Source organism: Butyricicoccus pullicaecorum (genome assembly GCF_002160355.1).
Lineage (GTDB): Bacteria > Bacillota > Clostridia > Oscillospirales > Butyricicoccaceae > Butyricicoccus > Butyricicoccus pullicaecorum.
In genome coordinates this window covers 15,344-37,561 of sequence record NZ_NFKK01000014.1, presented here as the reverse complement: position 1 = coordinate 37,561, position 22,218 = coordinate 15,344, and the positions used below count along the sequence as shown (strand labels likewise).

The window sequence follows — 22,218 nt, the reverse complement described above, 5'->3', positions numbered from 1 at the left end:
CTTGGCTGGACGGGGGAAGCCGCGGGCGTTTTGACCGCGGCTTCCGAAGGGATCAGAGAAAAGATTGGAAAAAGATTTTGGAAATTGAAGAGGTATCAAGTGTAAGGGAGCGATAGGCTTACTTGAGCGGTACAGCGCCAGCCTGAGCGATCAGGTCGGAAACTTCCTCGCTGGTAGCGTACTCCATGAAGGCCTTGGTCTGCTCGGTCTGCTCAGCGCCGTCCTTGGTGACGAAGATGAAGGGACGCTGAATCTTGTAGGTACCGTCCTGAACGGTCTCCTCGGTAGCCTCAACACCGTCTACGGTGACAGCCTTGACGGTCTCATCAACAGCGGACAGGGAAGCGTAGCCGAAAGCGTTCGGGTTCGCAGCAACGCCTGCGATAACAGCACCGGTGCTGGTCAGCTCCTGCTCGTACTTGCAGACATCCTCAACGCCTACGATGCTCTCGAAGCCGTCGCGGGTACCGGAACCTGCCTCACGGCCGATCAGAACAACCGGAGCGTCGTTGCCGCCGACATCCTTCCAGTTGGTGATGGTGCCGTCTGCCAGACCCTTGATCTGCTCGAGGGACAGGTCAGAAACCGGGTTCTCGGAGTTAACTACGATTGCGATACCGTCGAGTGCGAAGGTGGTAGCGGTCAGACCCTGAGCGGTCTCCTCTTCCTTCAGGTCACGGCTGGACAGACCAAGATCCAGGGTGCCGTCAGCAGCACCGGTGATGCCTGCGCCCGAACCGGTGGGATCGTAGGTGATGTCAACGTCGGGGTTGAGCTCCATGAAGGACTCGCTCAGTGCGCCGATGACCTTCTCAACGCTGGTGGAACCGCCGGTTGCGATTGCGCCGCTGAGAGTAGTGGACTCGGAAGTCTCGCCTGCATCGGCCTGAGATTCGGTGTCCTGAGAGCCGCCGCAAGCGGTCAGGCTTGCAGCCAGTGCACAAGCGGTAAAGATTGCGAAGATACGTCTGAGTTTCATAACAAATGTCTCCTTTTTGTCTGGACGGGCAGTTTCCACGCTCGCCTGAGCGCTGCCCCTATCGTTTGTCCTTTGATTTTCGGAACGGTTACCAGTATAGACGAGGCCTGCAAAATCCACTAGCATATCCCGGTGAATCCTTTGTAAAAGTGCGAAAGTAGTCGGTCAAAAAATTTTTACACAAAAGTGTTTTGTAAAGACTGTGCAAACTTGATCAGAGTTTGGTTAAATCTGTGTGAAATGCCGTCCGGTAGTTGACAGAAAAAACAATCGGATTATAATATGAAGCATCCTTCATGTGAAGGAAACTTCATGTACGGAGAGGAGACCGGAAGGGATTGAAAAATAAGGTCAGACAGCTGCGGCAGGCTGCCAATATGACCCAGCAGCAGCTGGCCGAGCTGGTCTATGTGTCGTCGCGCACGATCATCTCACTGGAAAAAGGACAGTACAATCCGTCTTTGCTGCTCGCGTACCGCATCGCGTGTGTATTTGGTACAACGGTAGAAGATCTGTACTGTTTGGCGGAAAATAAAGCGCTGGAGGATCGGCAATATGAAGATTTACAGTAAAAAGAGACTGTGGTCGGGCGTAGGACTGCTGGTTTTGGCGGCCTTGCTGCTTGTGACCATGTGTATCAAAGGATTTCGCGCCAAGAGCGTCGCGCTGGTCGTCGTGCTCGTGACGATCGGCCTCGGCGAGCTGGGCAGCGCCATGTCCCGGCAGCAGGCCATCGAAGACCGGGAAGAGCGCACGGCGTTTATTGAGAGCAAGGCCAGAAGCCGCGCATTTTCCCTGACACAACAGATTTGTCTGGTGCTGACCATTGCGCTGGTTGTGGCCGGTGCGGTCAAAACCTATCTGCCGCTGCTTGCCATGGGCATAGCCACGGGTCTGATTCTCACCCTGTCCACGGTGTGCGAGATTGCAGCAACGATCTACTATGAAAAGCGATATTGAGGAGGTGTTTTCCGGTGAAATCGACGCAGAATATCAGCGCACAGCGGCGCGTGCGCTATGGAAAGGACGAACGCGACCGGCAGATTGACGTGCAGTCCAAAAGCTACGCGGCAGAAATCATGGTCACCGTGGCAGAGATTCTGATGATCGCCGCACTGGTGAAGGGCAGTCCGCTCTGGCGCGGCTTTCTGTCGGTCGCCCTGACCGGCTGCGCGGTCGGTTTGATTCATAAATACACCGTATATCGCGAAAAACCCTACCTCTATGTCGGTGTGGCACTGGGCCTTGCGGCGCTCGCGCTGCTCATCGCCTGCATTCGAGTGATGTGACGGACAGGGAGGTGAGCGCATGCAGAGCGGACGATTGTTTCGGCTGCTATATCTGCTTTTAGAGGGAGAAAACTGGACGGTGCGCAGGCTTTCCGAGCGTCTGGAGGCTTCCGAGCGCACCATTCGGCGCGATTTGGACGCGCTGAGCGCGGCGGGCATCCCGGTCTATACCGTGCAGGGAAGAGGCGGCGGTGTGCGGCTGCTGCCCGGCTTTGTGCTCGACCGCTCGCTGCTGAGCGGACAGGAACAGGACACCATCCTGTACGGCTTGCAGACCTTGCACGCGACCGGCATGGACGCGACCGATGACCTGCTGCGCGAGCTTTCCCGGCTGTTCCGTCGGGAAACGGCAAAGCGCTGGATTGACGCCGATTTTTCGCCGTGGAACGGCGGTATAGACCGTGCCCTGTTCGACCTGCTGCGCGAGGCCATTCTGCACCATATCCCCATCAGTTTTGACTATTACAGCGCCGAGGGTGAAGCGACTTCACGCACAATCGAACCCGTCCGGCTGAGTTTCAAGGGCATGGCATGGTACATTCAGGGCTGGTGCCGCCTGCGAGAGGACTTCCGCACCTTTAAGCTCAACCGCATGGATGATGTAGAACTGGTGCAGGGCGAGCACTTTACACCGCGTGAGCTGCCGCCTCTGCCTGACCAGATCGCACTCGGAACCAATATGACGAGCGTGGTTGTCCGGTTTGCACCTGAGATCGCCTATCGGGTGTATGACGAGTTTGACCGCGCCCGGATTGCACCCCAGCCCGACGGTTCGCTGATCGTGCATACCGATTGGCCGCCCGGCCTGTGGGGCGTGAGTTATCTGCTGTCTTATGGCAGCACCGCCGAGGTCATCCGGCCCGAGGAACTGCGCCACGCACTGGCACAGGAAGCGAAAAAGATTGCCGCCCAGTACGCACATGACAAAGAAAACATAGATTTTCGATGATGTTTAAAACCGGTCAGACCCTGACCGGTTTTTGCTGTTATCCTAGAGCCATCCCAATAAAGAAAGGATGCAGCAATGATGAAAGAGATGAAGTACGAGGTTGTCAGCCTGCCCGCAAGACGTGTGACCGGAATTGCCGTGCGCACGTCCAATGAGGCGCCCGACTGCGGACAGAAGATCGATGCCCTGTGGCAGCGATACTGGAAGGAGGGCGTACACGAAGCCCTGCATGCAGGCGAAAACGCGGTATGCTACGGACTGTACACCCAGTACCACCGGGACGACATGAGCTATCTGGCCGTTGTCGGCTGCGAGAGCGAGACTTGCCCGGATGGCTGCGTGATGGTGGACATCCCGGCAGGGCAGTACGCAAAGTTTACCTATACCGGCCAGATGGCAGGTGTAGGCGCGATGTGGCAGCAAATCTGGAATACGCGGATGCCGCGTGCGTATACGGTGGACTTTGAAGAATACACCGCTATGGACGCACAGGGCAGCGGTACAGTTCACATTTATGTTGCACTGGCCGATGTGTGTCAGTCGTGCGGCATGCCCATGACCCGACCAGAGGACTACGGCACCGAGCGGGACGGCAAACCCAGCAAGGCATATTGCTGCTATTGCCGCAAGGACGGTGCGTTCGTGCAGGACTGCACGATGGAGGAGATGATCGAGGGTTGTCTGACCTATGCACCCGAGATGTATGGAGACATCGACGCGGCACGCGCTCAGATGCAAGCCTATTTCCCGATGCTTGAACGCTGGAAACAGCATTAAGTCCATATTTTGATGCCCAAAACCGCCTGCTTGCCGGGCGGTTTTCTGTCTGTTCGATTGCACGGAAAGCGCAAACATGGTATACTGCTGATAACCGAACAAACAATCGGAATTTTGCAGACAGGAGGGCGGAGCGATGAGCGACCTGCTGGACAGCCTCAACCCGGCGCAGCGCGAGGCCGTGACCACGACCGAGGGCTATGTGCGGGTGATCGCGGGCGCAGGCTCGGGCAAGACCCGCGCACTGGCACACCGTTTTGCGTATCTGGTGTGTGAGGCGGGCATTCTGCCCGAGAACATCCTGTGCGTGACCTTTACCAATAAATCGGCAGCCGAGATGCGCCAGCGCATTCACAAACTGACCGGCGACAATGACACCGGCTATATCTGCACCTTCCACAGCTTTTGCGTGTCGGTCTTGCAGGAGGACAGCCATGCCGTGCAGTATCCCAAGAACTTTCTGGTGCTGGATAATGCAGATATCGACGCGATGCTGGGCATTATCTACGAGGAACGCGGCTTGACGCTGCGCCACATGACGTACAGCAAGGCGCGCGACATGATCGAGATGCGCAAGCTGTTCCAAAATCCGGACTATTACCGTGACCTCATCGCCATGCCGCTCGGCGCACTCGAGGACAAGTACCGCGCCGCGCAGACCGTGTCCGATATCATCTTTTATGGCTATCTGTACCAGCAAAAGAAGTGCTTCGGGCTGGACTATAACGACCTTATCAAGGTTACGCTCTACCTGTTCGAGCGGGATGCCGATATTCGGCTTAAATGGCAGCAGCGGCTGGAATATATCATGGTGGACGAGTTTCAGGACATCGACAAGCTGCAATATGAGCTGATGACCGTCCTGTGCGGCTATCACAAGAACCTCTTTGTAGTCGGCGACCCCGACCAGACGATCTACACCTGGCGCGGCGCCGATATCCGCTATCTGCTGGACTTTGACCGCGCTTTTCCGGGCACGCGCACCATCATGCTGCTGCAAAACTACCGCTCGACCCCGCAGATTCTGGCGGTTGCAAACGACCTCATCGACAAAAACCACAACCGCATGGATAAAATCCTTCAGCCTACCCGACCGGACGGCGTGCCCGTCCGCTGTCACCATGCGCGTACCGCCGAGGCCGAGGCTGCCTGGATCGCGGGTGAGATCGATGCCCTGCACAAACAGGGCGTGCCCTACCGCGCCATGACCGTGCTCTATCGCGCGCACTATGTCACGCGCACGATCGAGACCGTTTTCCTGCACGAGGAGATTCCGTACACCATTTACAGCGGCACACAGTTCTTTTGCCGGGCGGAAATCAAGGATACGCTGTCCTATCTGCGTATGATTGCCTACCGCGACGATCTTTCCTTCCTGCGCATCGTCAACCAGCCCCGGCGCAACATCGGAGAACGCCGCATCAAGTTCCTGCGCGAAGCAGCGCAGCAGACCGGTGCGTCGCTCTATGACACGCTGTGCGCCCATCTGGACGACGAGCTGTTCAAGGGTACCAAGGCGCGGCAGTTTGTCCAGCTCATCCAGTCGCTCGCGTCGGATTACGCCGACCGCCCGATCTCCGAGGTGCTGGCCGAGACGCTTGACCGCAGCGGATACGAGAAGATGCTGCGCACCGAGGGCAGTCAGGAACGTCTGGATAACCTGGCCGAGCTCAAACAGTCGGTCTACGAGTACGAGACGACCTGCGGTGAAGAGAGCACACTCGAACACTATCTGGCGCGTGTGGCGCTGCTGACCAACACCGACGCGGGCGGAACGCGCGATCAGGTGCGCCTGATGACCGTGCACACGGCAAAGGGTCTGGAATTTCCCTATGTTTTCCTGTGCGCCATGAATGACGGCATTTTCCCCTCTAAAAAGGTGCACACCTGGCCGGGCATGGAGGAAGAACGCCGACTGGCCTTTGTCGCCCTGACCCGTGCACAGGACGGTCTGTACCTGTCCGAGGCCGAGGGACGCAACTTTGACGGCTCGTGCCGGTATCCCTCGCGTTTTTTGCTGGATATCGACCCCGATCTCTTGCAGTATACCGAACAGCCGCCCGAAGCCATGCTGGCCGAGGCGCGCGATTACATCAGTCTGCGCGAGAAGTACCTGCTGGACGAGAATGCTGAGCTGCCGTTGGCCGCCGGTGACCGCATCGTGCACGGCGTGTTCGGTCCGGGCACCATAGAGGCGGTCGACCAGACCCGCGCGGTCTACCGCATCCAGTTTGACGACATGAAAACACCGCGCGATATCACGTTCCGCGCCAAACTGGAACGCGAATGAGCTGCCATCCCCAAAAACCAAGCCCCGATCCATCCCGGACGGGGCTTTTGTGTGCGCGAAACCATCTAAAATCGCACCCCGGACAGGGATTCGGTTTTGCGCATTCCCACAACTTCTGCCCCATAAAAAACAAAAAAATTGCGGTGCGTCAAAAAATTTCAGATATTACTTGACCTTGTCGCTTTTAACTGCTAAAATGACAAAGTAGACAGCGGACAAGACGCTGTTTACAACCATCAATATAAAAGGGGTTTTTTGACATGCAAAAGAGAAGATTGCTCGCTGCCCTGCTCGCAGGTGCTATGGCGTTCTCGCTCACGGCCTGCGGAAGCTCGAATGGAGATACTAGCGACAGCACCACCGACAGCGCAACCGCCAGCGGTGACAGCTATACAGTCGGCGTCTGCCAGCTGATGCAGCACGCGGCACTGGACGCTGCAACTCAGGGCTTTCAGGATAAACTGACCGAACTGGTCAAAGCAGATGGCAAATCGGTCGAGTTCGACGTGCAGAACGCGTCGGGTGACTCGGCAACCTGTACGACCATTGTAAACGGCTTTGTGTCCTCGGGCGTTGACCTCATCATGGGCAACGGCACCGCAGCGCTGCAGGCAGCACAGTCGGGCACGGCGGATATCCCGATCCTGGGTACGTCCATCACCGACTACGCAACCGCACTGGATATGAGCGACTGGACGGGCACGACCGGCACCAACATTTCGGGTACGACCGACCTGGCACCGCTGGACGGTCAGGCTGAGATGCTCAAGGAGCTGTTCCCGGATGCCAAGAACGTCGGCCTGCTGTACTGCTCGGCAGAACCGAACTCTGCATACCAGATCAATACCATCAAGCCCATGCTCGAGGAAATGGGTTACACCTGCACCGAGTATGCGTTCACCGACTCGAACGATGTCGCATCCATCGCAACCAACGCGAGCGCATCGAGCGACGTCATCTATATCCCGACCGATAACACGGCGGCAACCTGCACCGAGACCATCCGCAACGTCGTTGTACCGGCAGGCGTACCGGTCATCGCAGGCGAGCAGGGCATCTGCTCGGGCTGCGGCGTGGCAACCCTGTCCATCGACTACTACGAACTCGGCGAGATGACCGGTCAGATGGCATATGACATTCTGGTTGGCGGTCAGAATCCGGGCGAGATGGAGATTCAGCCCGCACCGACCTTTACCAAGATGTATAACGAGAGCATCTGTCAGGAGCTGGGGTTAACCGTACCCGAGGGCTATGAGGCAATCGCTGCCGAATAAGTAAAATTGCAGACCGACAGGCGGGAAAGAGCACTCTTTTCCGCCTGGTTTTGCTATCCAGGGGCGGTTGTCCCGGATTATTTCACATCATGGAGGGAAAGTATGGATTTCGTTTCAAACCTGCTGAACGCACTGCCGGGTGCGGTCGCACAGGGACTGATCTGGGGTCTGATGGCGATTGGCGTGTACATCACCTATAAGGTCTTAGACCTTGCCGATCTGACCGTCGACGGCACTATGAGTATGGGCGGCGCGGTGTGCGTCATGCTGATGATGAACGGGGCAAATGTGTGGGTCGCCATGCTGTGCGCATTCATCGCCGGTATGCTCGCTGGCGCTGTGACTGGTATTTTACATACGGGCATGGGCATCCCGGCTATCTTAGCCGGTATCCTGACCCAGCTCGCACTCTATTCGATCAACCTGCGCATTCTGGGCAATAAGGCAAACCAGGGCATCAACCCGGACAAGTACGACCTGCTGGTATCGCTGCGCAACGTCAAGGAAGTGTCGATTGCCAACCCGATTCTGGTCGCTGCCATCTTCACCGTTGTCCTCATCGCGCTGCTTTACTGGTTCTTTGGTACCTCGCTCGGCTGCGGCATCCGTGCCACCGGCGCAAACCCGGATATGAGCCGTGCACAGGGTATCAACGTCAACTTCAATAAGATTCTGGGTCTCATGCTGTCCAACGGTCTGGTCGCTCTGGCCAGCGCACTCTATGCCCAGTATCAGGGCTTTGCCGATGTCAACGCCGGCCGCGGTGCCATCGTCATCGGTCTGGCAGCCGTCATCATCGGTGAGGTTGTCTTCAGCCGTATTTTCCGCAATTTCGCACTCAAGCTGCTCGCAGTCGCACTGGGTGCAATCATCTACTACCTGGTCATCCAGATCGTCCTGACCCTGGGCATGAACAGCAACGACCTCAAGATGCTCTCGGCAATCGTCGTCGCCGTCTTCCTCGCTGTACCGTATTGGAAGGGCAAGTACTGGAACAAGTCCGGCAAGAAGGGAGAGGCAAAAAATGCTTAAACTCAAAGACGTTTACAAGACCTTCAACCGGGGTACGGTCAACGAGAAAAAGGCCATCGACGGCCTGAACCTGACGCTCGAGGACGGCGATTTCGTCACCGTCATCGGCGGCAACGGCGCGGGCAAGTCCACCACGCTCAACCTCATCGCGGGCGTGTTCCCGGTCGATTCGGGCAAGATCGTGCTCAACGGTCTGACCCTCAACAACCTGCCCGAGCACAAGCGTGCACGCTTCCTCGGCCGTGTCTTCCAGGACCCCATGCGCGGCACTGCGGCAACCATGGGCATCGAGGAAAACCTCGCACTGGCTTACCGCCGCGGCAAGATGCGCGGCCTGAGCTACGGCATCACCAACGAGGAGCGCAAGATCTACCGCGAGCGACTGGCAACCCTCGGTCTGGGTCTGGAAGACCGCATGACCAGTAAGGTCGGCCTGCTGTCGGGCGGTCAGCGTCAGGCGCTGACCCTGCTGATGGCAACGCTGCAAAAGCCCGATCTGCTGCTGCTCGACGAGCACACCGCAGCACTCGACCCCAAGACCGCTGACAAGGTTTTGCAGCTGACCGAAGAGATCGTGGCACGCGACAAGCTGACCACGCTTATGGTCACCCACAACATGAAGAACGCCATCCAGTACGGCAACCGTCTGATTATGATGGATGCAGGCAAGGTGGTCGTGGATATCCGCGGCGAGGAGAAGAAGAACCTGACCGTGCGCGACCTGCTGGAAAAGTTCAATATCGAAAACGACCGCATGCTGCTGTCCGAATAAGAAAACCCCAGCAAAGAGCTGTCCCCCTGCGGACAGCTCTTTTTTTATTCTGCAAAAATTTTTGAAACGATTGCACCTTGCCAAACGTCTAACAGGCAGAAAACACAGTGGGCAGGAAGAACAGCCCAACAACCCAAAATAAAAAAGGAGGGAGCATGATGCATACCTCAGTGATTGACTTTGACACCTGCGGACAGCTGATTCACGCGTCACAGGATCGACTGTATCGTCTGGCTTATTGCTACGTCAAAAACGAGCACGATGCGCTGGATATCGTCGGTGAGGCGACCTATAAAGCCTTGGTTTCCCTGCATACCTTGCAGCGCGCCGACCGGTTTGACGCTTGGATGACCAGTCTGGTCATTCATACCGCGCTGGACTGGCCGCGCAAGAATCGACGGCTGGTTCCGACCGAGCATGAAGTGCTGGATATCATCCCGGCACACGAGCCAGACCTCACCCCGGAAGAACAAATGGACCTGTACCACTTGCTGGACAGTCTGCCGACCGAGGAACGAACGTACCTGATCTTACATTATTTTGAAGAGCGCAGCTTTCCCGAGATGGCAGAAATCCTGTCCATGCCGGAAGCAAAGCTCAAATCCCGTTTTTACCGCATTTTGCACCGCTTGCGTGCACACTTGAAGGAGGAATCGTTATGAAACGCCATCAGCCCGAACGCTATCAGGATATCCCGATCCCGGACGCACTGGGAGATGTTATCGACCGCGCAGCCGCACGCGCCAAGCACCAGCGCCGCCGCCGTCCGCTCGTGCGTACCGGTATCTGTGCCGCTGCCGCACTGTGCGTGCTGACCGTGACTGCCAATTCACCTTTGGCCGCACAGGCAGTACACATTCCGGTACTGGGTACGGTCGTACAGATGCTGCACATCGGCAGCGGCGGCGTGCAGACCGACGGTCTGGCCGTCCATGCAGCAGGGGAGGGCAGCAAGGCCGACATCCTGTTCACCGAGACCGAGGGCAGCGCAGATTTCGCACCGTCCTATACGGCAAAGACCTATCGCGCACCGAACCGCGTGGTTCTGTCGCTCGGCGGCGTGCGCCTGGCCGACCGTCAGGCGGTCTGCGATACTCTGACCCAGACCGAAGGCGTGCGCGACGCATACTTTGCCATGGTGCTGGACGACTCGGCCATGCAGCTGGTCATCGAACTGGAACCCGGCTATACCTATGAGATCACCGAGCGCGCCGAACCGGCTGGTCTGACCTTTACGTTCACCAAGGACGATACCCAGACCGATTCCGCACCGGTCTATTACCTGCGTACCGAGGCGATGCCCTACGGCGAAAGCCTTGGCATTGCGGCAGAACGCTTCTGGGGTCAGGAGACAACGCAGGTTCGCACCGAGGAGGGCAATTATATCGTGACCGTGGGCGAGTACCAGAGCGAGAGCGAGGCACAGAACGCACTTGATGCTCTGAATGCAGAGCTCGGCGAGACCGGACTCACTATCGCCAGCAGTTTGCCCGATGAACGCCCGCACGACGCAGAGTAATCCCGCCCGTGGGCGAATTGAAGCTTTCGCTCAAGCCTTTCTCGAAAGGCTTGTGGGTTCTCAGGGCAGAGCCCTGAGCCGGACTCCGCAGAGTCCGGAACCCCCTTTTTGAAACCCGGTGTCCGCCCCGGGTTTCAATCTAAATAAACCCAACAAAAAGACCGTCCCTTCGGACGGTCTTTTCTTATTGTTATAGATTCTTCACAAACAGCGCACGAATCGCATTCAGCACCGCCAAAATCATCACACCAACATCGGCAAAAATCGCAAGCCACATGTTGGCCAGACCCAGCGCGCCGAGCACCAGACAGATCAGCTTAATGCCGATCGCAAATACAATGTTCTGATAGACAATGCGCAGACACTTGCGCGAAATCTTGACCGCCTTGACAATTTTGAGCGGGTCGTCGTCCATGAGTACCACGTCTGCCGCCTCGATGGCCGCATCCGAACCCATCGCACCCATCGCAATGCCGATGTCCGCACGGGACAGTACGGGCGCATCGTTGATGCCGTCACCGACAAAGGCCAGCTTGCCGCCGGATGGCTTGTTTTGCAGCAGATGTTCGACCTTTTCCACCTTGTCTGCGGGCAGAAGCTCGCTGTATACTTCGTCAATGCCCAGCTCGTCGGCTACCTGACGGGCAACCGGGTCGATATCGCCGGTGAGCATGATGGTCTTTTGGATGCCCGCACGGTGCAGGTCACGGATGGCCTGCTTGGAATGGGGCTTGATGACGTCGGAAATGACGATATGACCGGCATAGCCGCCGTTTACCGCCATGTGAATGATGGTGCCGACGTGATGACAGGGAATGAAGTCGATGCCGAGCCGCTTCATCAGCTTGTCATTGCCTGCGGCGACTTCCATACCGTCCACCTTGGCGATCACACCGTTGCCGCTGATTTCCTGAATGTCGGAGACCCGGCTGCGGTCGACCGGCTTGCCGTAGGCACGCTGCAAGCTGCGGCTGATGGGGTGAGAGGACGCACTCTCTGCGAGCGCAGCCAATTCGAGCAGCTTTTCGTCCACAAGTTTGTTGTGATGGATGCCGCTGACCTCGAATACGCCCTGGGTGAGCGTGCCGGTCTTGTCAAACACAATGGCTTTGACCTGAGACAGCGTTTCCAGATAGTTGGAACCCTTGATGAGCACACCAGCGTTGCTTGCACCGCCGATACCGGCAAAGAAGCTCAGCGGAATACTGATGACCAGCGCACAGGGGCAGCTGATGACCAGGAAGGTGAGGGCACGGTACAGCCAGTCGCCCCAATCGGCGGGCAGGTCAAGCAGGAACATGCGCACCAGCGGGGGCAGAATGAGCAGGGCAAGGGCACTGTAACAGACGGCGGGGGTGTAGACACGGGCGAAGCGGGAGATGAACGCCTCGGAACGCGACTTGCGCGAGCTGGCGTTCTCGACCAGATCGAGAATCTTGGACACGGTCGACTCACCGAACTCGCGGGTCGTGCGAATCTTGAGCACGCCGCTGAGGTTGATGCAGCCGCTGATGATCTCATCCCCGGGTGCAGTCTCGCGGGGCAGGCTCTCGCCGGTCAGGGCACTGGTGTCCAGCGTGGACGAACCCTCGACAATCACGCCGTCGATCGGGACTTTCTCACCCGGCTGCACGACGATGATCGTGCCGACCTCGACCTCGTCCGGGTCGACCTGCTCGAGTGCACCGTCCTGCTCGATGTTGGCATAGTCGGGGCGGATGTCCATGAGCTGGCTGATGTTGCGGCGGCTCTTGCCGACCGCGTAGCTCTGGAACCACTCACCGACCTGATAGAACAGCATAACGCCGATGGCCTCGGTGTAGTCGCCGCTCTGGGTCAGTCCGAGCACAATGGCGCCCACGGTGGCGACCGCCATCAGGAAGTTTTCGTCGAAGGGCTGACGGTTTTTGACGCCTTTTCCGGCCTTGATGAGGATATCATAGCCGATGATGGCGTAGGGGATCATGTACAGGACAAAGCGCAGAATGCCGCTCGCCGGGACAAAGTGCAGCACCACCATGAGCACGGCGGCGATGAGGATGCGTATGAGCATCTTTTTTTGTTTTTTGTTCATGGAAGATTGTCCTCCGCAACGTAGATTATATGTGAATGGCTGCTCATATATTCATCTGAGAGAAAGCACTCCCGCAGCGGACAGACCGGTGAAAAGAGTGCTTTCGATCGGACAAGATGAGAGATCAGAGGAAGATTTCGCAGTCGTCCTCGACCTTTTTGCAGTTTTTGAGAACTTCCTGCATGACAGCCTTGGGGTCCTGACCGTCCTCAAACTCGACGATCATCTTGAGGGTCATAAAGTTGACGGTTGCAGCCTTGACACCGGGGGTATTGTTTGCGGCCTGCTCCATCTTGTTGGCACAGTTTGCGCAGTCGACGTCGATCTTGTATGTCTTTTTCATGAAGGTAGCTCCTCTCAAAACACTTGAACGATTAAACATATATTTAATCTTTGTGCTTTCATTATACCCGCGCCCTCGGGGAAAGTCAACAGGGCAGACCGGATTTTTTTCACCGAATTGCAGGACAGCAAAAGACCGTTCCGTTTGGCGGGAAAATGTGCTAAAATAGGGATAAAGCAGGAGGAATGCACCCTATGTCAAAGATTCAATTACCGCACGATCATGGTCAGAACGTGGAGGCCATGTTTGACCACATGCCGGGTTCGGATGCGTTTCAGATGGTATCCGACGTGTTCAAGCAGCTCGGTGACAGCAGCCGCCTGCGTATCTTCTGGATTTTATGCCATTGCGAGGAATGTGTGATGAATTTGTCGGCACTGGTGGATATGAGCAGTCCGGCGGTGTCCCATCACTTGAAACAGCTCAAAGCCGGGGGATTGGTTGTCAGTCGGAGAGAGGGAAAAGAGGTCTATTATAAGGCGGCGGAAACGCGGGAAGCCGAACTGCTGCATCGTATGATCGAGACCTTGATCGAGGTGACTTGTCCGAAGTTGTGTATGCATGAACATTGACGGATGAACTAATCCCGCCCGCAGGCGACAAGCGGGTCCGGGCCTGCGGCCCGGCGCGGTCCAGCCGCGCAGGCTGGCCCGTCCAGGTGGAACCTGGTCGCGCTCCGCAGAGCGCGAAACTCCTTTTGATTCCCGGTGTCCGACCCGGGAATCAACCCAAACAAACGAAAGAAAAAAGACCAACCGGATGGTTGGTCTTTTTAAGAATTGCGCATCCTGCGGGATGCGCTTTTTTATTCTTTTTTAGTTGATTTTCGCAGGGGCGAAAATCAAAAAGGGGATTCCGCGTCCTGCGGGACGCGTCTCAGGGCTCTGCCCTGAGAACCCGCAAACCTTTGAAAAGGTTTGATCCAAACTTCAATAGGGGTGCGGTGCAAGGCTCACTTGCGATACACGTACACGACCTTTTTATCTTCCGTTCGTTCCTCGATCAGCTTCTGCTTCACCATATACGGCAGCAGCGAATCCAGAAACTTCTTCGGATCTTGTACCGCAATACCATTGCGCGAGAACGGCTGACGCGCAGACAGACCGGAAACAACCTTTTCCAGCTCCTTCCGGGTCATCGCACCGTTCTTCTTCAGTGCCTTGCGGACATGGCTCACGCCCTTGGCCGAAAGCATGCTGTTGAGGTCATGCGCCTGATTGCGTGCACGCCACAAGCCCCAGGCGTAAATGAGCGCAGTCGCCAGTGCAAACAGCAGCACATAGGGCACATAGCTCAGATACTCAAAGTAGGTCATTGACCTTCCTCCTTCCAGGAGATGATCTTGTGATCGTGCATGATCTCAAGGAACTTGATCAGACGCGACAGCGCCTTGTCCATCTGACCGAAGTGTGCTTCGAGCTCCTGCGAGAGGGTATATACGTTCTTTTCCCCATCAATCGCCTGCCAGACAAAACTGCCGTAAGCGTCGAGCTTGATGTCGCTGACGCGCGGACGGCGGAAAAAGCGCTGGGCGATGCGATGGTAGAAGCCCTGCCACTCGACCGCGATGGTGACGATGCCGTCATCGGCAACGGTGAAGTCGAACGAGGGGTTGCGCACCGGGACAAAGTCCAGATAATTCTTCCCGGCGTCTTTCTTTTTTGCCATAGTGAAACTCCTTTGTCGTGAGGGAAAAAGATGCAGCCGGCCCAAAAGCGGGCGGGCTGCATCGGGGCAAATGCTGTATCTCAGAGTGAAAAATTACTTGCTCTTCTTGCCGCCGAGGCAAACGCGGACCAGAGAGAGGAGCAGCAGTACGAATACGACGAGCGCACCGATGTTTCCGATCGAGAAGGAGCCGGAAACGTCGACAACCTTATCGACACCGACGACAGCCAGAACTGCCAGAACGACGCCCATCAGACCTTCGCCTGCGATCAGGCCGGAGGTGTACAGGATACCGCGGTCGATGCCTTCCTTCTTCTCCTGCTCCGGAGCCTTACGGCGCTCCATGATGAAGCGGACGATACCGCCGCACATGATGCCAGCGTTCAGGCTGAAGGGCAGGTACATACCAACTGCGAAGGGCATTACCGGAATCTTCAGGATTTCGACAACGATTGCAACGAATACACCGATCAGGATCAGTGCCCACGGCAGCTGAGCGTTCATGATACCCTCAACGAGCATCTTCATCATAGTACCCTGCGGAGCGGGGATCTGGTCAGAGCCGTAGCCCCAAGCCTGATCGAGCAGGTACATAACGCCGCCGATTGCAACAGAGGAAGCGATAACACCGATCATCTCACCGATCTGCTGCTTCTTCGGGGTAGCACCGACGATGAAGCCGGTCTTGAGGTCCTGCGAGCAGTCGCCAGCGATTGCAGCGATAACACAGATGATACCGCCGATGCAGATTGCACCCATCATACCGGTGGTGCCGGTAACGCCGGTGGACTTCAGAATCAGAGTAGCGATGATCAGGGTAGCGATTGCCATACCGGAAACCGGGTTATTGGACGAACCGACCAGACCGACCATACGCGAGGAAACGGTTGCAAAGAAGAAACCGAATACAACAACGATCAGAGCGCCGACCAGGTTAACCGGGAACGCCGGAACCAGCCAAACGACAACAGCCAGAACCAGAATCAGAACCAGCAGAGCGGGCATCGGCAGATCCTGCTCGGTACGCAGGGTCTTGGAAGCGGTGTGGTTCTTGCTCATGCTCTGCATCGCCTGTGCGAAAGTACGGCCGATCAGAGGCAGGTTCTTAACCAGGCTGATGATACCGCCGGCAGCAACTGCGCCAGCGCCGATGTACTTGATGTAAGTACCCCACAGATCGCCAGGAGCCAGGGTGGAGATCGGAACGTCGCCGGGGAAGATGATGGCGTCGCCGCCGAACAGAGCGATCGCGGGCATCAGAACCAGCCAGCTCAGGGTAGAACCAGCGAGCATGTAGCTCGAGATCTTGGGACCGCAGATGTAGCCAACGCCAGCCAGTGCAGGCAGAACCTGTACGCCGACAGCTGCACCCTTGTAAGCGGTGATGTCGTAGTTTACTTCGCTGGGGAATACCTTCATGCCGTCTGCAATGAACTTGTAGAGAGCAGAAATACTCAGACCAGCGAATACGGTGCTTGCCTTGGAGCCGCCCTGCTCACCAGCGAGCAGAACCTCTGCACAAGCAGTACCCTCGGGGAAGGGCAGGGTGCCGTGCTCCTCAACGATGAGGGCTTGACGCAGCGGAACCATGAATGCAACACCGAGCAGACCGCCGACCAGAGCAACCAGAGAGATGGTTACCATGCTCGGGGGATCGATGACGCCTTCCTTTGCCCACAGGAAGAGTGCGGGCAGGGTGAAGATGGCACCGGCAGCAACGGACTCACCGGCAGAACCGATGGTCTGAACCAGGTTGTTTTCCAGAATGGAGTCCTTGCGCAGGATCATACGGATAATACCCATCGAGATGACCGCCGCGGGAATGGAAGCGGAAATGGTCATACCGACGCGCAGACCGAGGTATGCGTTGGCCGCACCGAAAACGATGGCCAGCAGGACGCCAATCAAGATCGAAGTCACCGTAAACTCGGGAACAACACGTTCGGCCGGGATATACGGCTTGAAATCATTCTTGTTGTTTGGCATGGAATCTTTTCCTTTCTAAAATTCCTCTTTATTTTGTGTTTTGCCGTAATTTGCCTCTGAGAAGCAGCAAATGTTTGACGAACTTGGTCATTATACCATTTTAGCTGTCAAAAGGAAAGTCCTTTTGGTGACAGAAATGGAAATTTATGCAGAGGTGCATAAGATTTAGTCAAAATGTGACCGGTTTTTTAGTGCTTTGCCAGACGAGAGAGCACGTCGGTCAGCAGGGAGTAGAAGCGCTCGAAGGAATCGAGGGGCAGATACTCGTCGGGGGTGTGGCATCCGCGGATGGTCGGGCCGACTGCAATCGCGTCCAGACCGGGCAGTGCATCCGAGAACAGACCGCACTCCAGACCGGCATGGATTGCCTCGATCTTGAGGTCTGCGTCGAACAGCTCGCGATAGCTTGCGATGAAGGTGTCACGGATGGGGGACTCTTCTGCAAAGCTCCAGCCCGGATATGCGCCTGCGATGTCGCAGTCAAAGCCGAAGGTCTCAGCCAACAGATACAGGCAGTCGGTGGTGTAGTTCTGCAGCGATGCAACCGAAGAGCGGGGTGCAAAGACCAGAGACGCGGTGGTGTCGTCCATGCGGGCAACGCCTAAGTTGAGCGAAGTTACGACGAAGCCGTCCTGCTTGAGGTTGCGGCGGCGTACACCGTTGGGTGCCAGGCAGATTGCGCTGATGAATGCCTTGGCGTCAGCCTCGGACAGAACCTCAGCTGCACCATCCTGAACCGAGACAGCGCACTTGAAGTCGGGCTCGAAGGGAACCAGCTCGGCAGCGAAATCAGCAGCCAGCGCGTCTGCGATGGACTGTGCCTTTTCGATGTCAGCATCCGAGCAGACCAGAACAGCGCTGACCTCACGCGGAATTGCGTTGTCCTTGGAACCGCCTGCGAAGGAAGCCAGCTGTGCACCGGTCTCGTGCAGCACGCGGTTAATCAGACGCGCCAGCAGGATGATGCCGTTCTGACGCTCCTTGTTGATGTCGGTGCCCGAGTGACCGCCCAGCAGACCGGATACGTCAATGGTCAGCAGCTTGCCAGAAGCGGTGTGACGGGTGATGGGACGGGTCATGGTGAAGCGCATACCACCAGCGCAGCTGACGGTTGCGATGCCCTCTTCCTCGGAGTCCAGGTTAATCATGGTGCGCGCCGAGATCAGCGACTTGTCCAGGCCGGCAGCACCGGTCAGACCGGTTTCCTCCTGGGTGGTGAAGACGCACTCGAGCGCCGGATGTGCCAGCGCATCGTCGTCCAGAACTGCCAGCATGAGCGCAACAGCTGCACCGTTGTCGCCGCCCAGCGTGGTGCCGTTTGCGGTCAGCACGCCGTCCTTGACGATCAGGTCAATGCCGTCCTTCTCGAAGTCGTGGTCAACACCGGCCAGCTTCTCGCATACCATGTCCAGATGACCCTGGAGCATAACAGCCGGCTTGTCCTCAGCGCCTGCACTTGCGGGCTTCTTGATGATGACGTTGTGCAGCGCGTCCTGGTGATACCACAGACCGCGCTCCTTAGCGAAGGCAACCAGATAGTCGCTGACAGCCTTTTCGTTGGACGATCCGCGCGGGATTGCGCTGATGTCCTCAAAGAAGTGGAACAGCCGCTCGGGCTGATAACCGGTAATCTTATAAGTCATACGTAATACATCCCTTTGCTAGTAGATTGTGTCAAAGAAAATCGCCGGGAAGCGGTTTTTCCAAACATCACGATGTGACAATTTTAACACTTTCTTAGACTAAAATCAATGTCATTTTACGGAAATGTAGGAAAATACGCAACATTTTAACGCTTTTATCTGATACATTCATAAAACAACAACGGGTGAAATGTTGAGAAACACAACGAAAAGTCATCTTTTGATGGAGTAGAACACGGAGAAAAGACCGAGTTCTACAAAAGGAAACAAAAATTTTTTATTCACGACAGTAAAAAGACCGCTTGCCGCGGTCTTTTCGACAAATTATGTGGTTTTAGTCCTCGATTTCGTATGGCCAGAGTGCGATCCCGCCAAAGTCGTACACCGCAGTGTAGCCGAGTTCGGTTAAAATTGTGCATGCGGTCGCCGAACGCGCACCGGTCAGACAGTAGACCAAAATGGTTGCGTCCAGATCGGGCAGCTCGGCCTGCGCGGTGCGGCGGATGGAGCCAACCGGCAGATTGCGTGCACCCGGAATATGACCGGTCGCGTACTCGGACGGCTCGCGCACGTCCAGAATGGTGACCGGCTTTTCATCCATCATCTTCTTGGCCTCTTCGGGCGAGATGGTGTGAAAGGTCTGCATAAACATACCCATGGAGAAAACTTCCTTTCTGTCGAAAATGGGAATCTAGGGGTATGATACACCGCATCGCGCCTGCCGTCAATGCTTTGTACACCAAAATGGTAAAAATATTTGCGGCCGTTAGGAGATGAAAAACAGGATGAGTCCATAGATGACGCTGGCCGAAATGCCATAGACCAGAACCGGCCCGGCGATGGCGAACAGCTTGGCGCCCAGACCGAGCACAAAGCCTTCGGACTTAAATTCCATGGCAGGGGAGACGATGGCGTTGGAAAAACCGGTGATGGGCACCAGCGTACCGGCACCTGCTTTTTTGGCGATCTTATCATATAGATGCAGGGCGGTCAGCAGTCCGCCGAGGAATACCAGCGTGATTGCAGTCGCAGCCGAGACAGCGGTCTGGTCCAGACCCCGGGATTTGTAAAACTCGGACACCGCCTGACCGATCGTGCAGATCAGACCACCGACCACAAACGCCCAGACCATGTCGAGCAGCAGGTTGGACGGCGGAGATTGACTGCCCAGCATTTCGGCGTATTCTTCTTTTGTCAGCTTCATGGAAGACACTTCCTCTCAGGTTTCAGTCATTTGGGAGTTCCGGTATAGTATGGAGCACCTGCCAGCATTTTATTCTGACCCTATAAAAATATATAAAATTGACTATTCAAAAGAGGTCAGTTCCCTGATAAACTTTAGTGCAATAAAAGATCACACAAAACAGGGAGGTAAACACCATGAACACGCAAAAAAAGGGAATCAGCACCTACGATATCGTAGCGATTGCGCTGATGGCGGCCTTTGTCTTCGTCGCAACCTATTTCTTCAAGATCGACCTGCCCACCATCGGAGGTAAGACCAGTATTAAACTCGGCAACGGCATCTGCATCCTCGCTGCACTGCTGCTCGGCGGCTGGCGCGGTGCACTGTCGGCGGCAATCGGCTGTACACTGTTTGACCTGCTCGACCCCGTCTATGCAAAGGAAGCATGGATCACATTCATTCGTTACTTTATTATGGCCGGCCTGTGCGGTACCATTGCACATTGGCATGGCGCTGCCGGTAAATCTTTCCCGCGCAATGTCGTCGCAGCAATCGTCGGCGCATATAGCTATTCGGCAATGTACATCGGCAGTAAGATCATCGGTCAGATGGCACTCGGTGCATCGTCCGTGACCAATGCTGTGCTGGCTGTTACGACCAATATCACCGCATCGCTCATTAACGCAACGGCAGGCGTGGTTGTCGCATTGGTTCTGGTGCCTGTTTTAAGACGTGCACTCGAACAAACGACCTTCGGCCAGCACGTCTACCACCATTCTTAAAGAGACGGAATCCCGCCCGAAAAGACGGAATCCCGCCCGCAGGCGAAATGAAGCTTTCGCTCAAGCCTTTCTCGAAAGGCTTGCAGGTTCTCAGGGCAGAGCCCTGAGTCGCCCGTCGCAACGGGCGAAATCTCCTCTTGATTCCGGTCTTTTGACCGGAATCAACTAAAATATAAAAGAAAAGCGCGACCCGCAGGTCGCGCAATCTCTGAAAAGACCGTCCTGATGGACGGTCTTTTCCTTTTGTTTGTTTTGGTTGAAACCCGGGTCGGACACCGGGTTTCAAAAGGGGATTCCGGACTCTGCGGAGTCCGGCTCAGGGCTCTGCCCTGAGAACCCGCAGCCTTTCGAGAAAGGCTGGCGAAAGCTTTTATTAGGGGTGCGGTGATAATTACTTGGTATAGTTATCGAAATAACCCTGGATGTAGATGATCGGGGTACCCTTATCGCCCGAACCAGAGGTCAGGTCAGCCAGCGAACCGATCAGATCGGTCAGACGGCGGGGAGTCGTACCCTGGGTTACCATGGTGCCCTTGAGACTCTGAGCCTTCTCATCCTTCTCGTGGATGTAGCCCTTGATTGCTTCCTTGAGCGCATCGCCCTTGAGGTCTGCAAAGTCGTTGTCAGCCAGATACTTGAGCTTGACTTCGTTCGGGGTGCCTTCCAGACCAGCGGTGTATGCCGGGGAGACAACCGGGTCAGCCAGCTCCCAGATCTTGCCAACCGGGTCCTTGAATGCGCCGTCGCCGTAGATCATAACTTCGACGTTCTTGCCGGTCTTCAGGGCCATCATCTGATGAATCTTGGAAACCATCTCGTCGCAGTGAATCGGGAACAGCTTAACGGTCTCTTCGGTTGCCTTGTTGGAGCCCAGCAGGCCGAAACGATCGTTGTAGCCCGAACCATCGATGCTTGCGGTCATGATGTCGTCCAGGGTGCAGACAACCTCTGCGCCAGCCTTCTTGAGCAGACGCTTGGTGCGTGCGCGGGTGTGGATGTCGCAGGCCAGAACATTCTTGGAGTACTCCAGAATTGCACGCGGGTCGTTTGCAAAGATGACCTCAGCCTCAGCGCCGGTCGACTCGATGAGCTTCTTGTAGTAGTCAACGTAGTCAACGCCGGTGAATACGTGGGTCTTGTAGCCGAACAGCTCGCGGTACTTCTCCTCGGTCAGCACGTCGGTCCAGGGGTTTACACCCTTTTCGTCCATCTCGTCCAGATCGATCAGGTGGTTGCCGACCTCGTCAGAGGGATAGCTCAGCATCAGCACGACCTTCTTGCAGCCCATTGCGATGCCCTTGAGGCAGATCGCGAAACGGTTACGGCTCAGGATGGGGAAGATCACGCCGACCGTGCCGCTGCCCAGCTTGTTCTTGACATCAGCAGCGATGTTCTGTACGCTTGCGTAGTTGCCCTGTGCACGTGCGACAACTGCCTCAGTGACTGCGATAACGTCACGGTCTTCGATGGTGAACGGTGCGCTTTCGGCAGCGGCCAGCACCGAATCGACTACGATCTGTGCCAGGTCGTCGCCCTCACGGATGATAGGGGCGCGTACACCGCGCGATACAGTACCGATCATTCTCTCCATAAATTTCAATCCTCTTTCATGATTCAGATTTTGACATCTTGTGACGGCTATGCCGTCGGGCACT

23 protein-coding genes are annotated in these 22,218 nt (G+C 56.3%); 13 read left to right on the top strand and 10 right to left on the bottom strand.

What is annotated here, in order from left to right; translation table 11 throughout:
• Window positions 1-118: 118 nt before the first annotated feature.
• Window positions 119-979: a phosphate ABC transporter substrate-binding protein gene (locus tag B5F17_RS10925; protein ID WP_087373800.1), complete on the bottom strand. Its 861-nt coding sequence runs from the start codon at window positions 977-979 to the stop codon at window positions 119-121.
• A 338-nt stretch (window positions 980-1,317) separates the two neighbouring features.
• Here B5F17_RS10925 and B5F17_RS10920 point away from each other — a divergent pair, with 338 nt between their 5' ends.
• From B5F17_RS10920 to B5F17_RS10870, 11 genes are all read left to right on the top strand, one after another.
• Window positions 1,318-1,551, top strand: coding sequence for a helix-turn-helix transcriptional regulator (locus tag B5F17_RS10920; protein ID WP_087373797.1), 234 nt, complete (start codon window positions 1,318-1,320; stop codon window positions 1,549-1,551).
• The gene (locus tag B5F17_RS10915; RefSeq protein WP_087373795.1) at window positions 1,535-1,939 is read left to right on the top strand and encodes a hypothetical protein; all 405 of its coding nucleotides are present in this window, start codon (window positions 1,535-1,537) and stop codon (window positions 1,937-1,939) included. Before B5F17_RS10920 ends, B5F17_RS10915 begins: the two co-directional genes overlap by 17 nt.
• Before the next feature lie 14 nt (window positions 1,940-1,953).
• On the top strand, window positions 1,954-2,268 hold the full coding sequence (locus tag B5F17_RS10910) for a DUF6442 family protein (protein WP_087373793.1): 315 nt from the start codon (window positions 1,954-1,956) through the stop codon (window positions 2,266-2,268).
• 19 nt (window positions 2,269-2,287) lie between these two features.
• The gene (locus B5F17_RS10905) at window positions 2,288-3,217 is read left to right on the top strand and encodes a helix-turn-helix transcriptional regulator (RefSeq protein WP_087373791.1); all 930 of its coding nucleotides are present in this window, start codon (window positions 2,288-2,290) and stop codon (window positions 3,215-3,217) included.
• 78 nt (window positions 3,218-3,295) lie between these two features.
• Window positions 3,296-3,994 (top strand): zinc ribbon domain-containing protein, encoded by a 699-nt coding sequence (locus B5F17_RS15095; RefSeq protein ID WP_242968742.1) that lies wholly within the window; start codon window positions 3,296-3,298, stop codon window positions 3,992-3,994.
• A gap of 136 nt (window positions 3,995-4,130) precedes the next feature.
• Window positions 4,131-6,284, top strand: a complete 2,154-nt coding sequence (locus B5F17_RS10895) for an ATP-dependent helicase (protein ID WP_087373789.1) — start codon at window positions 4,131-4,133, stop codon at window positions 6,282-6,284.
• 260 nt (window positions 6,285-6,544) lie between these two features.
• Window positions 6,545-7,558, top strand: a complete 1,014-nt coding sequence (locus tag B5F17_RS10890) for an ABC transporter substrate-binding protein (RefSeq protein ID WP_087373787.1) — start codon at window positions 6,545-6,547, stop codon at window positions 7,556-7,558.
• A 102-nt stretch (window positions 7,559-7,660) separates the two neighbouring features.
• Complete coding sequence (locus tag B5F17_RS10885; protein WP_016148621.1) at window positions 7,661-8,590, top strand: ABC transporter permease; 930 nt, start codon at window positions 7,661-7,663, stop codon at window positions 8,588-8,590.
• Window positions 8,583-9,362, top strand: a complete 780-nt coding sequence (locus tag B5F17_RS10880) for an ABC transporter ATP-binding protein (RefSeq protein ID WP_016148620.1) — start codon at window positions 8,583-8,585, stop codon at window positions 9,360-9,362. Before B5F17_RS10885 ends, B5F17_RS10880 begins: the two co-directional genes overlap by 8 nt.
• Before the next feature lie 155 nt (window positions 9,363-9,517).
• Window positions 9,518-10,024 carry a sigma-70 family RNA polymerase sigma factor gene (locus tag B5F17_RS10875; protein WP_087373785.1) on the top strand — a complete coding sequence of 169 codons (507 nt, stop codon included), beginning with the start codon at window positions 9,518-9,520 and terminating at the stop codon, window positions 10,022-10,024.
• Window positions 10,021-10,881 carry a DUF4179 domain-containing protein gene (locus B5F17_RS10870; protein WP_087373783.1) on the top strand — a complete coding sequence of 287 codons (861 nt, stop codon included), beginning with the start codon at window positions 10,021-10,023 and terminating at the stop codon, window positions 10,879-10,881. Before B5F17_RS10875 ends, B5F17_RS10870 begins: the two co-directional genes overlap by 4 nt.
• Window positions 10,882-11,071: 190 nt before the next feature.
• Here B5F17_RS10870 and B5F17_RS10865 read toward each other — a convergent pair whose 3' ends face one another.
• Both B5F17_RS10865 and B5F17_RS10860 read right to left on the bottom strand, forming a co-directional pair.
• Window positions 11,072-12,955, bottom strand: coding sequence for a heavy metal translocating P-type ATPase (locus B5F17_RS10865; RefSeq protein ID WP_087373781.1), 1,884 nt, complete (start codon window positions 12,953-12,955; stop codon window positions 11,072-11,074).
• A gap of 124 nt (window positions 12,956-13,079) precedes the next feature.
• Window positions 13,080-13,298 carry a cation transporter gene (locus B5F17_RS10860; RefSeq protein WP_016148616.1) on the bottom strand — a complete coding sequence of 73 codons (219 nt, stop codon included), beginning with the start codon at window positions 13,296-13,298 and terminating at the stop codon, window positions 13,080-13,082.
• A gap of 194 nt (window positions 13,299-13,492) precedes the next feature.
• Between B5F17_RS10860 and B5F17_RS10855 the strand changes: the two genes are divergently transcribed.
• A complete protein-coding gene (locus B5F17_RS10855; protein WP_087373780.1) occupies window positions 13,493-13,870 on the top strand; it encodes an ArsR/SmtB family transcription factor in 378 nt (125 codons plus the stop codon).
• Between the two features lie 380 nt (window positions 13,871-14,250).
• Here B5F17_RS10855 and B5F17_RS10850 read toward each other — a convergent pair whose 3' ends face one another.
• From B5F17_RS10850 to spoVAC, 6 genes are all read right to left on the bottom strand, one after another.
• The gene (locus B5F17_RS10850; RefSeq protein WP_087373778.1) at window positions 14,251-14,613 is read right to left on the bottom strand and encodes a hypothetical protein; all 363 of its coding nucleotides are present in this window, start codon (window positions 14,611-14,613) and stop codon (window positions 14,251-14,253) included.
• Window positions 14,610-14,966 carry a PqqD family protein gene (locus tag B5F17_RS10845; RefSeq protein ID WP_087373776.1) on the bottom strand — a complete coding sequence of 119 codons (357 nt, stop codon included), beginning with the start codon at window positions 14,964-14,966 and terminating at the stop codon, window positions 14,610-14,612. Before B5F17_RS10845 ends, B5F17_RS10850 begins: the two co-directional genes overlap by 4 nt.
• Before the next feature lie 93 nt (window positions 14,967-15,059).
• Complete coding sequence (locus B5F17_RS10840; RefSeq protein ID WP_087373774.1) at window positions 15,060-16,952, bottom strand: OPT family oligopeptide transporter; 1,893 nt, start codon at window positions 16,950-16,952, stop codon at window positions 15,060-15,062.
• A 188-nt stretch (window positions 16,953-17,140) separates the two neighbouring features.
• Complete coding sequence (locus B5F17_RS10835) at window positions 17,141-18,595, bottom strand: aminoacyl-histidine dipeptidase (RefSeq protein ID WP_087373772.1); 1,455 nt, start codon at window positions 18,593-18,595, stop codon at window positions 17,141-17,143.
• Between the two features lie 334 nt (window positions 18,596-18,929).
• Complete coding sequence (locus tag B5F17_RS10830) at window positions 18,930-19,253, bottom strand: rhodanese-like domain-containing protein (RefSeq protein ID WP_087373770.1); 324 nt, start codon at window positions 19,251-19,253, stop codon at window positions 18,930-18,932.
• Window positions 19,254-19,361: 108 nt separating this feature from the next.
• Entirely contained in the window at window positions 19,362-19,799 is a 438-nt protein-coding gene (gene spoVAC / locus B5F17_RS10825; RefSeq protein WP_087373767.1) for a stage V sporulation protein AC, read from the bottom strand.
• Between the two features lie 176 nt (window positions 19,800-19,975).
• On the opposite strand from spoVAC, the gene B5F17_RS10820 reads away from it, so the two are divergent.
• Window positions 19,976-20,563 carry an ECF transporter S component gene (locus B5F17_RS10820; protein WP_087373765.1) on the top strand — a complete coding sequence of 196 codons (588 nt, stop codon included), beginning with the start codon at window positions 19,976-19,978 and terminating at the stop codon, window positions 20,561-20,563.
• Window positions 20,564-20,954: 391 nt separating this feature from the next.
• On the opposite strand, the gene B5F17_RS10815 is transcribed toward B5F17_RS10820, so the two are convergent.
• Window positions 20,955-22,154 (bottom strand): coenzyme F420-0:L-glutamate ligase, encoded by a 1,200-nt coding sequence (locus tag B5F17_RS10815; RefSeq protein ID WP_087373763.1) that lies wholly within the window; start codon window positions 22,152-22,154, stop codon window positions 20,955-20,957.
• Window positions 22,155-22,218 lie beyond the last annotated feature (64 nt).

What these genes read in the sequence shown, in the direction of transcription:
- B5F17_RS10925 (WP_087373800.1), bottom strand. Translation starts at nt 979, where the DNA reads ATGAAACTCAGACGTATCTTCGCAATCTTTACCGCTTGTGCACTGGCT.
- B5F17_RS10895 (WP_087373789.1), top strand. Translation starts at nt 4,131, where the DNA reads ATGAGCGACCTGCTGGACAGCCTCAACCCGGCGCAGCGCGAGGCCGTG.
- B5F17_RS10890 (WP_087373787.1), top strand. Translation starts at nt 6,545, where the DNA reads ATGCAAAAGAGAAGATTGCTCGCTGCCCTGCTCGCAGGTGCTATGGCG.
- B5F17_RS10870 (WP_087373783.1), top strand. Translation starts at nt 10,021, where the DNA reads ATGAAACGCCATCAGCCCGAACGCTATCAGGATATCCCGATCCCGGAC.
- B5F17_RS10860 (WP_016148616.1), bottom strand. Translation starts at nt 13,298, where the DNA reads ATGAAAAAGACATACAAGATCGACGTCGACTGCGCAAACTGTGCCAAC.
- B5F17_RS10865 (WP_087373781.1), bottom strand. Translation starts at nt 12,955, where the DNA reads ATGAACAAAAAACAAAAAAAGATGCTCATACGCATCCTCATCGCCGCC.
- B5F17_RS15095 (WP_242968742.1), top strand. Translation starts at nt 3,296, where the DNA reads ATGAAAGAGATGAAGTACGAGGTTGTCAGCCTGCCCGCAAGACGTGTG.
- B5F17_RS10845 (WP_087373776.1), bottom strand. Translation starts at nt 14,966, where the DNA reads ATGGCAAAAAAGAAAGACGCCGGGAAGAATTATCTGGACTTTGTCCCG.
- B5F17_RS10880 (WP_016148620.1), top strand. Translation starts at nt 8,583, where the DNA reads ATGCTTAAACTCAAAGACGTTTACAAGACCTTCAACCGGGGTACGGTC.
- B5F17_RS10855 (WP_087373780.1), top strand. Translation starts at nt 13,493, where the DNA reads ATGTCAAAGATTCAATTACCGCACGATCATGGTCAGAACGTGGAGGCC.
- B5F17_RS10915 (WP_087373795.1), top strand. Translation starts at nt 1,535, where the DNA reads ATGAAGATTTACAGTAAAAAGAGACTGTGGTCGGGCGTAGGACTGCTG.
- B5F17_RS10830 (WP_087373770.1), bottom strand. Translation starts at nt 19,253, where the DNA reads ATGGGTATGTTTATGCAGACCTTTCACACCATCTCGCCCGAAGAGGCC.
- B5F17_RS10905 (WP_087373791.1), top strand. Translation starts at nt 2,288, where the DNA reads ATGCAGAGCGGACGATTGTTTCGGCTGCTATATCTGCTTTTAGAGGGA.
- B5F17_RS10885 (WP_016148621.1), top strand. Translation starts at nt 7,661, where the DNA reads ATGGATTTCGTTTCAAACCTGCTGAACGCACTGCCGGGTGCGGTCGCA.
- B5F17_RS10840 (WP_087373774.1), bottom strand. Translation starts at nt 16,952, where the DNA reads ATGCCAAACAACAAGAATGATTTCAAGCCGTATATCCCGGCCGAACGT.
- B5F17_RS10835 (WP_087373772.1), bottom strand. Translation starts at nt 18,595, where the DNA reads ATGACTTATAAGATTACCGGTTATCAGCCCGAGCGGCTGTTCCACTTC.
- B5F17_RS10875 (WP_087373785.1), top strand. Translation starts at nt 9,518, where the DNA reads ATGATGCATACCTCAGTGATTGACTTTGACACCTGCGGACAGCTGATT.
- spoVAC (WP_087373767.1), bottom strand. Translation starts at nt 19,799, where the DNA reads ATGAAGCTGACAAAAGAAGAATACGCCGAAATGCTGGGCAGTCAATCT.
- B5F17_RS10820 (WP_087373765.1), top strand. Translation starts at nt 19,976, where the DNA reads ATGAACACGCAAAAAAAGGGAATCAGCACCTACGATATCGTAGCGATT.
- B5F17_RS10850 (WP_087373778.1), bottom strand. Translation starts at nt 14,613, where the DNA reads ATGACCTACTTTGAGTATCTGAGCTATGTGCCCTATGTGCTGCTGTTT.
- B5F17_RS10815 (WP_087373763.1), bottom strand. Translation starts at nt 22,154, where the DNA reads ATGGAGAGAATGATCGGTACTGTATCGCGCGGTGTACGCGCCCCTATC.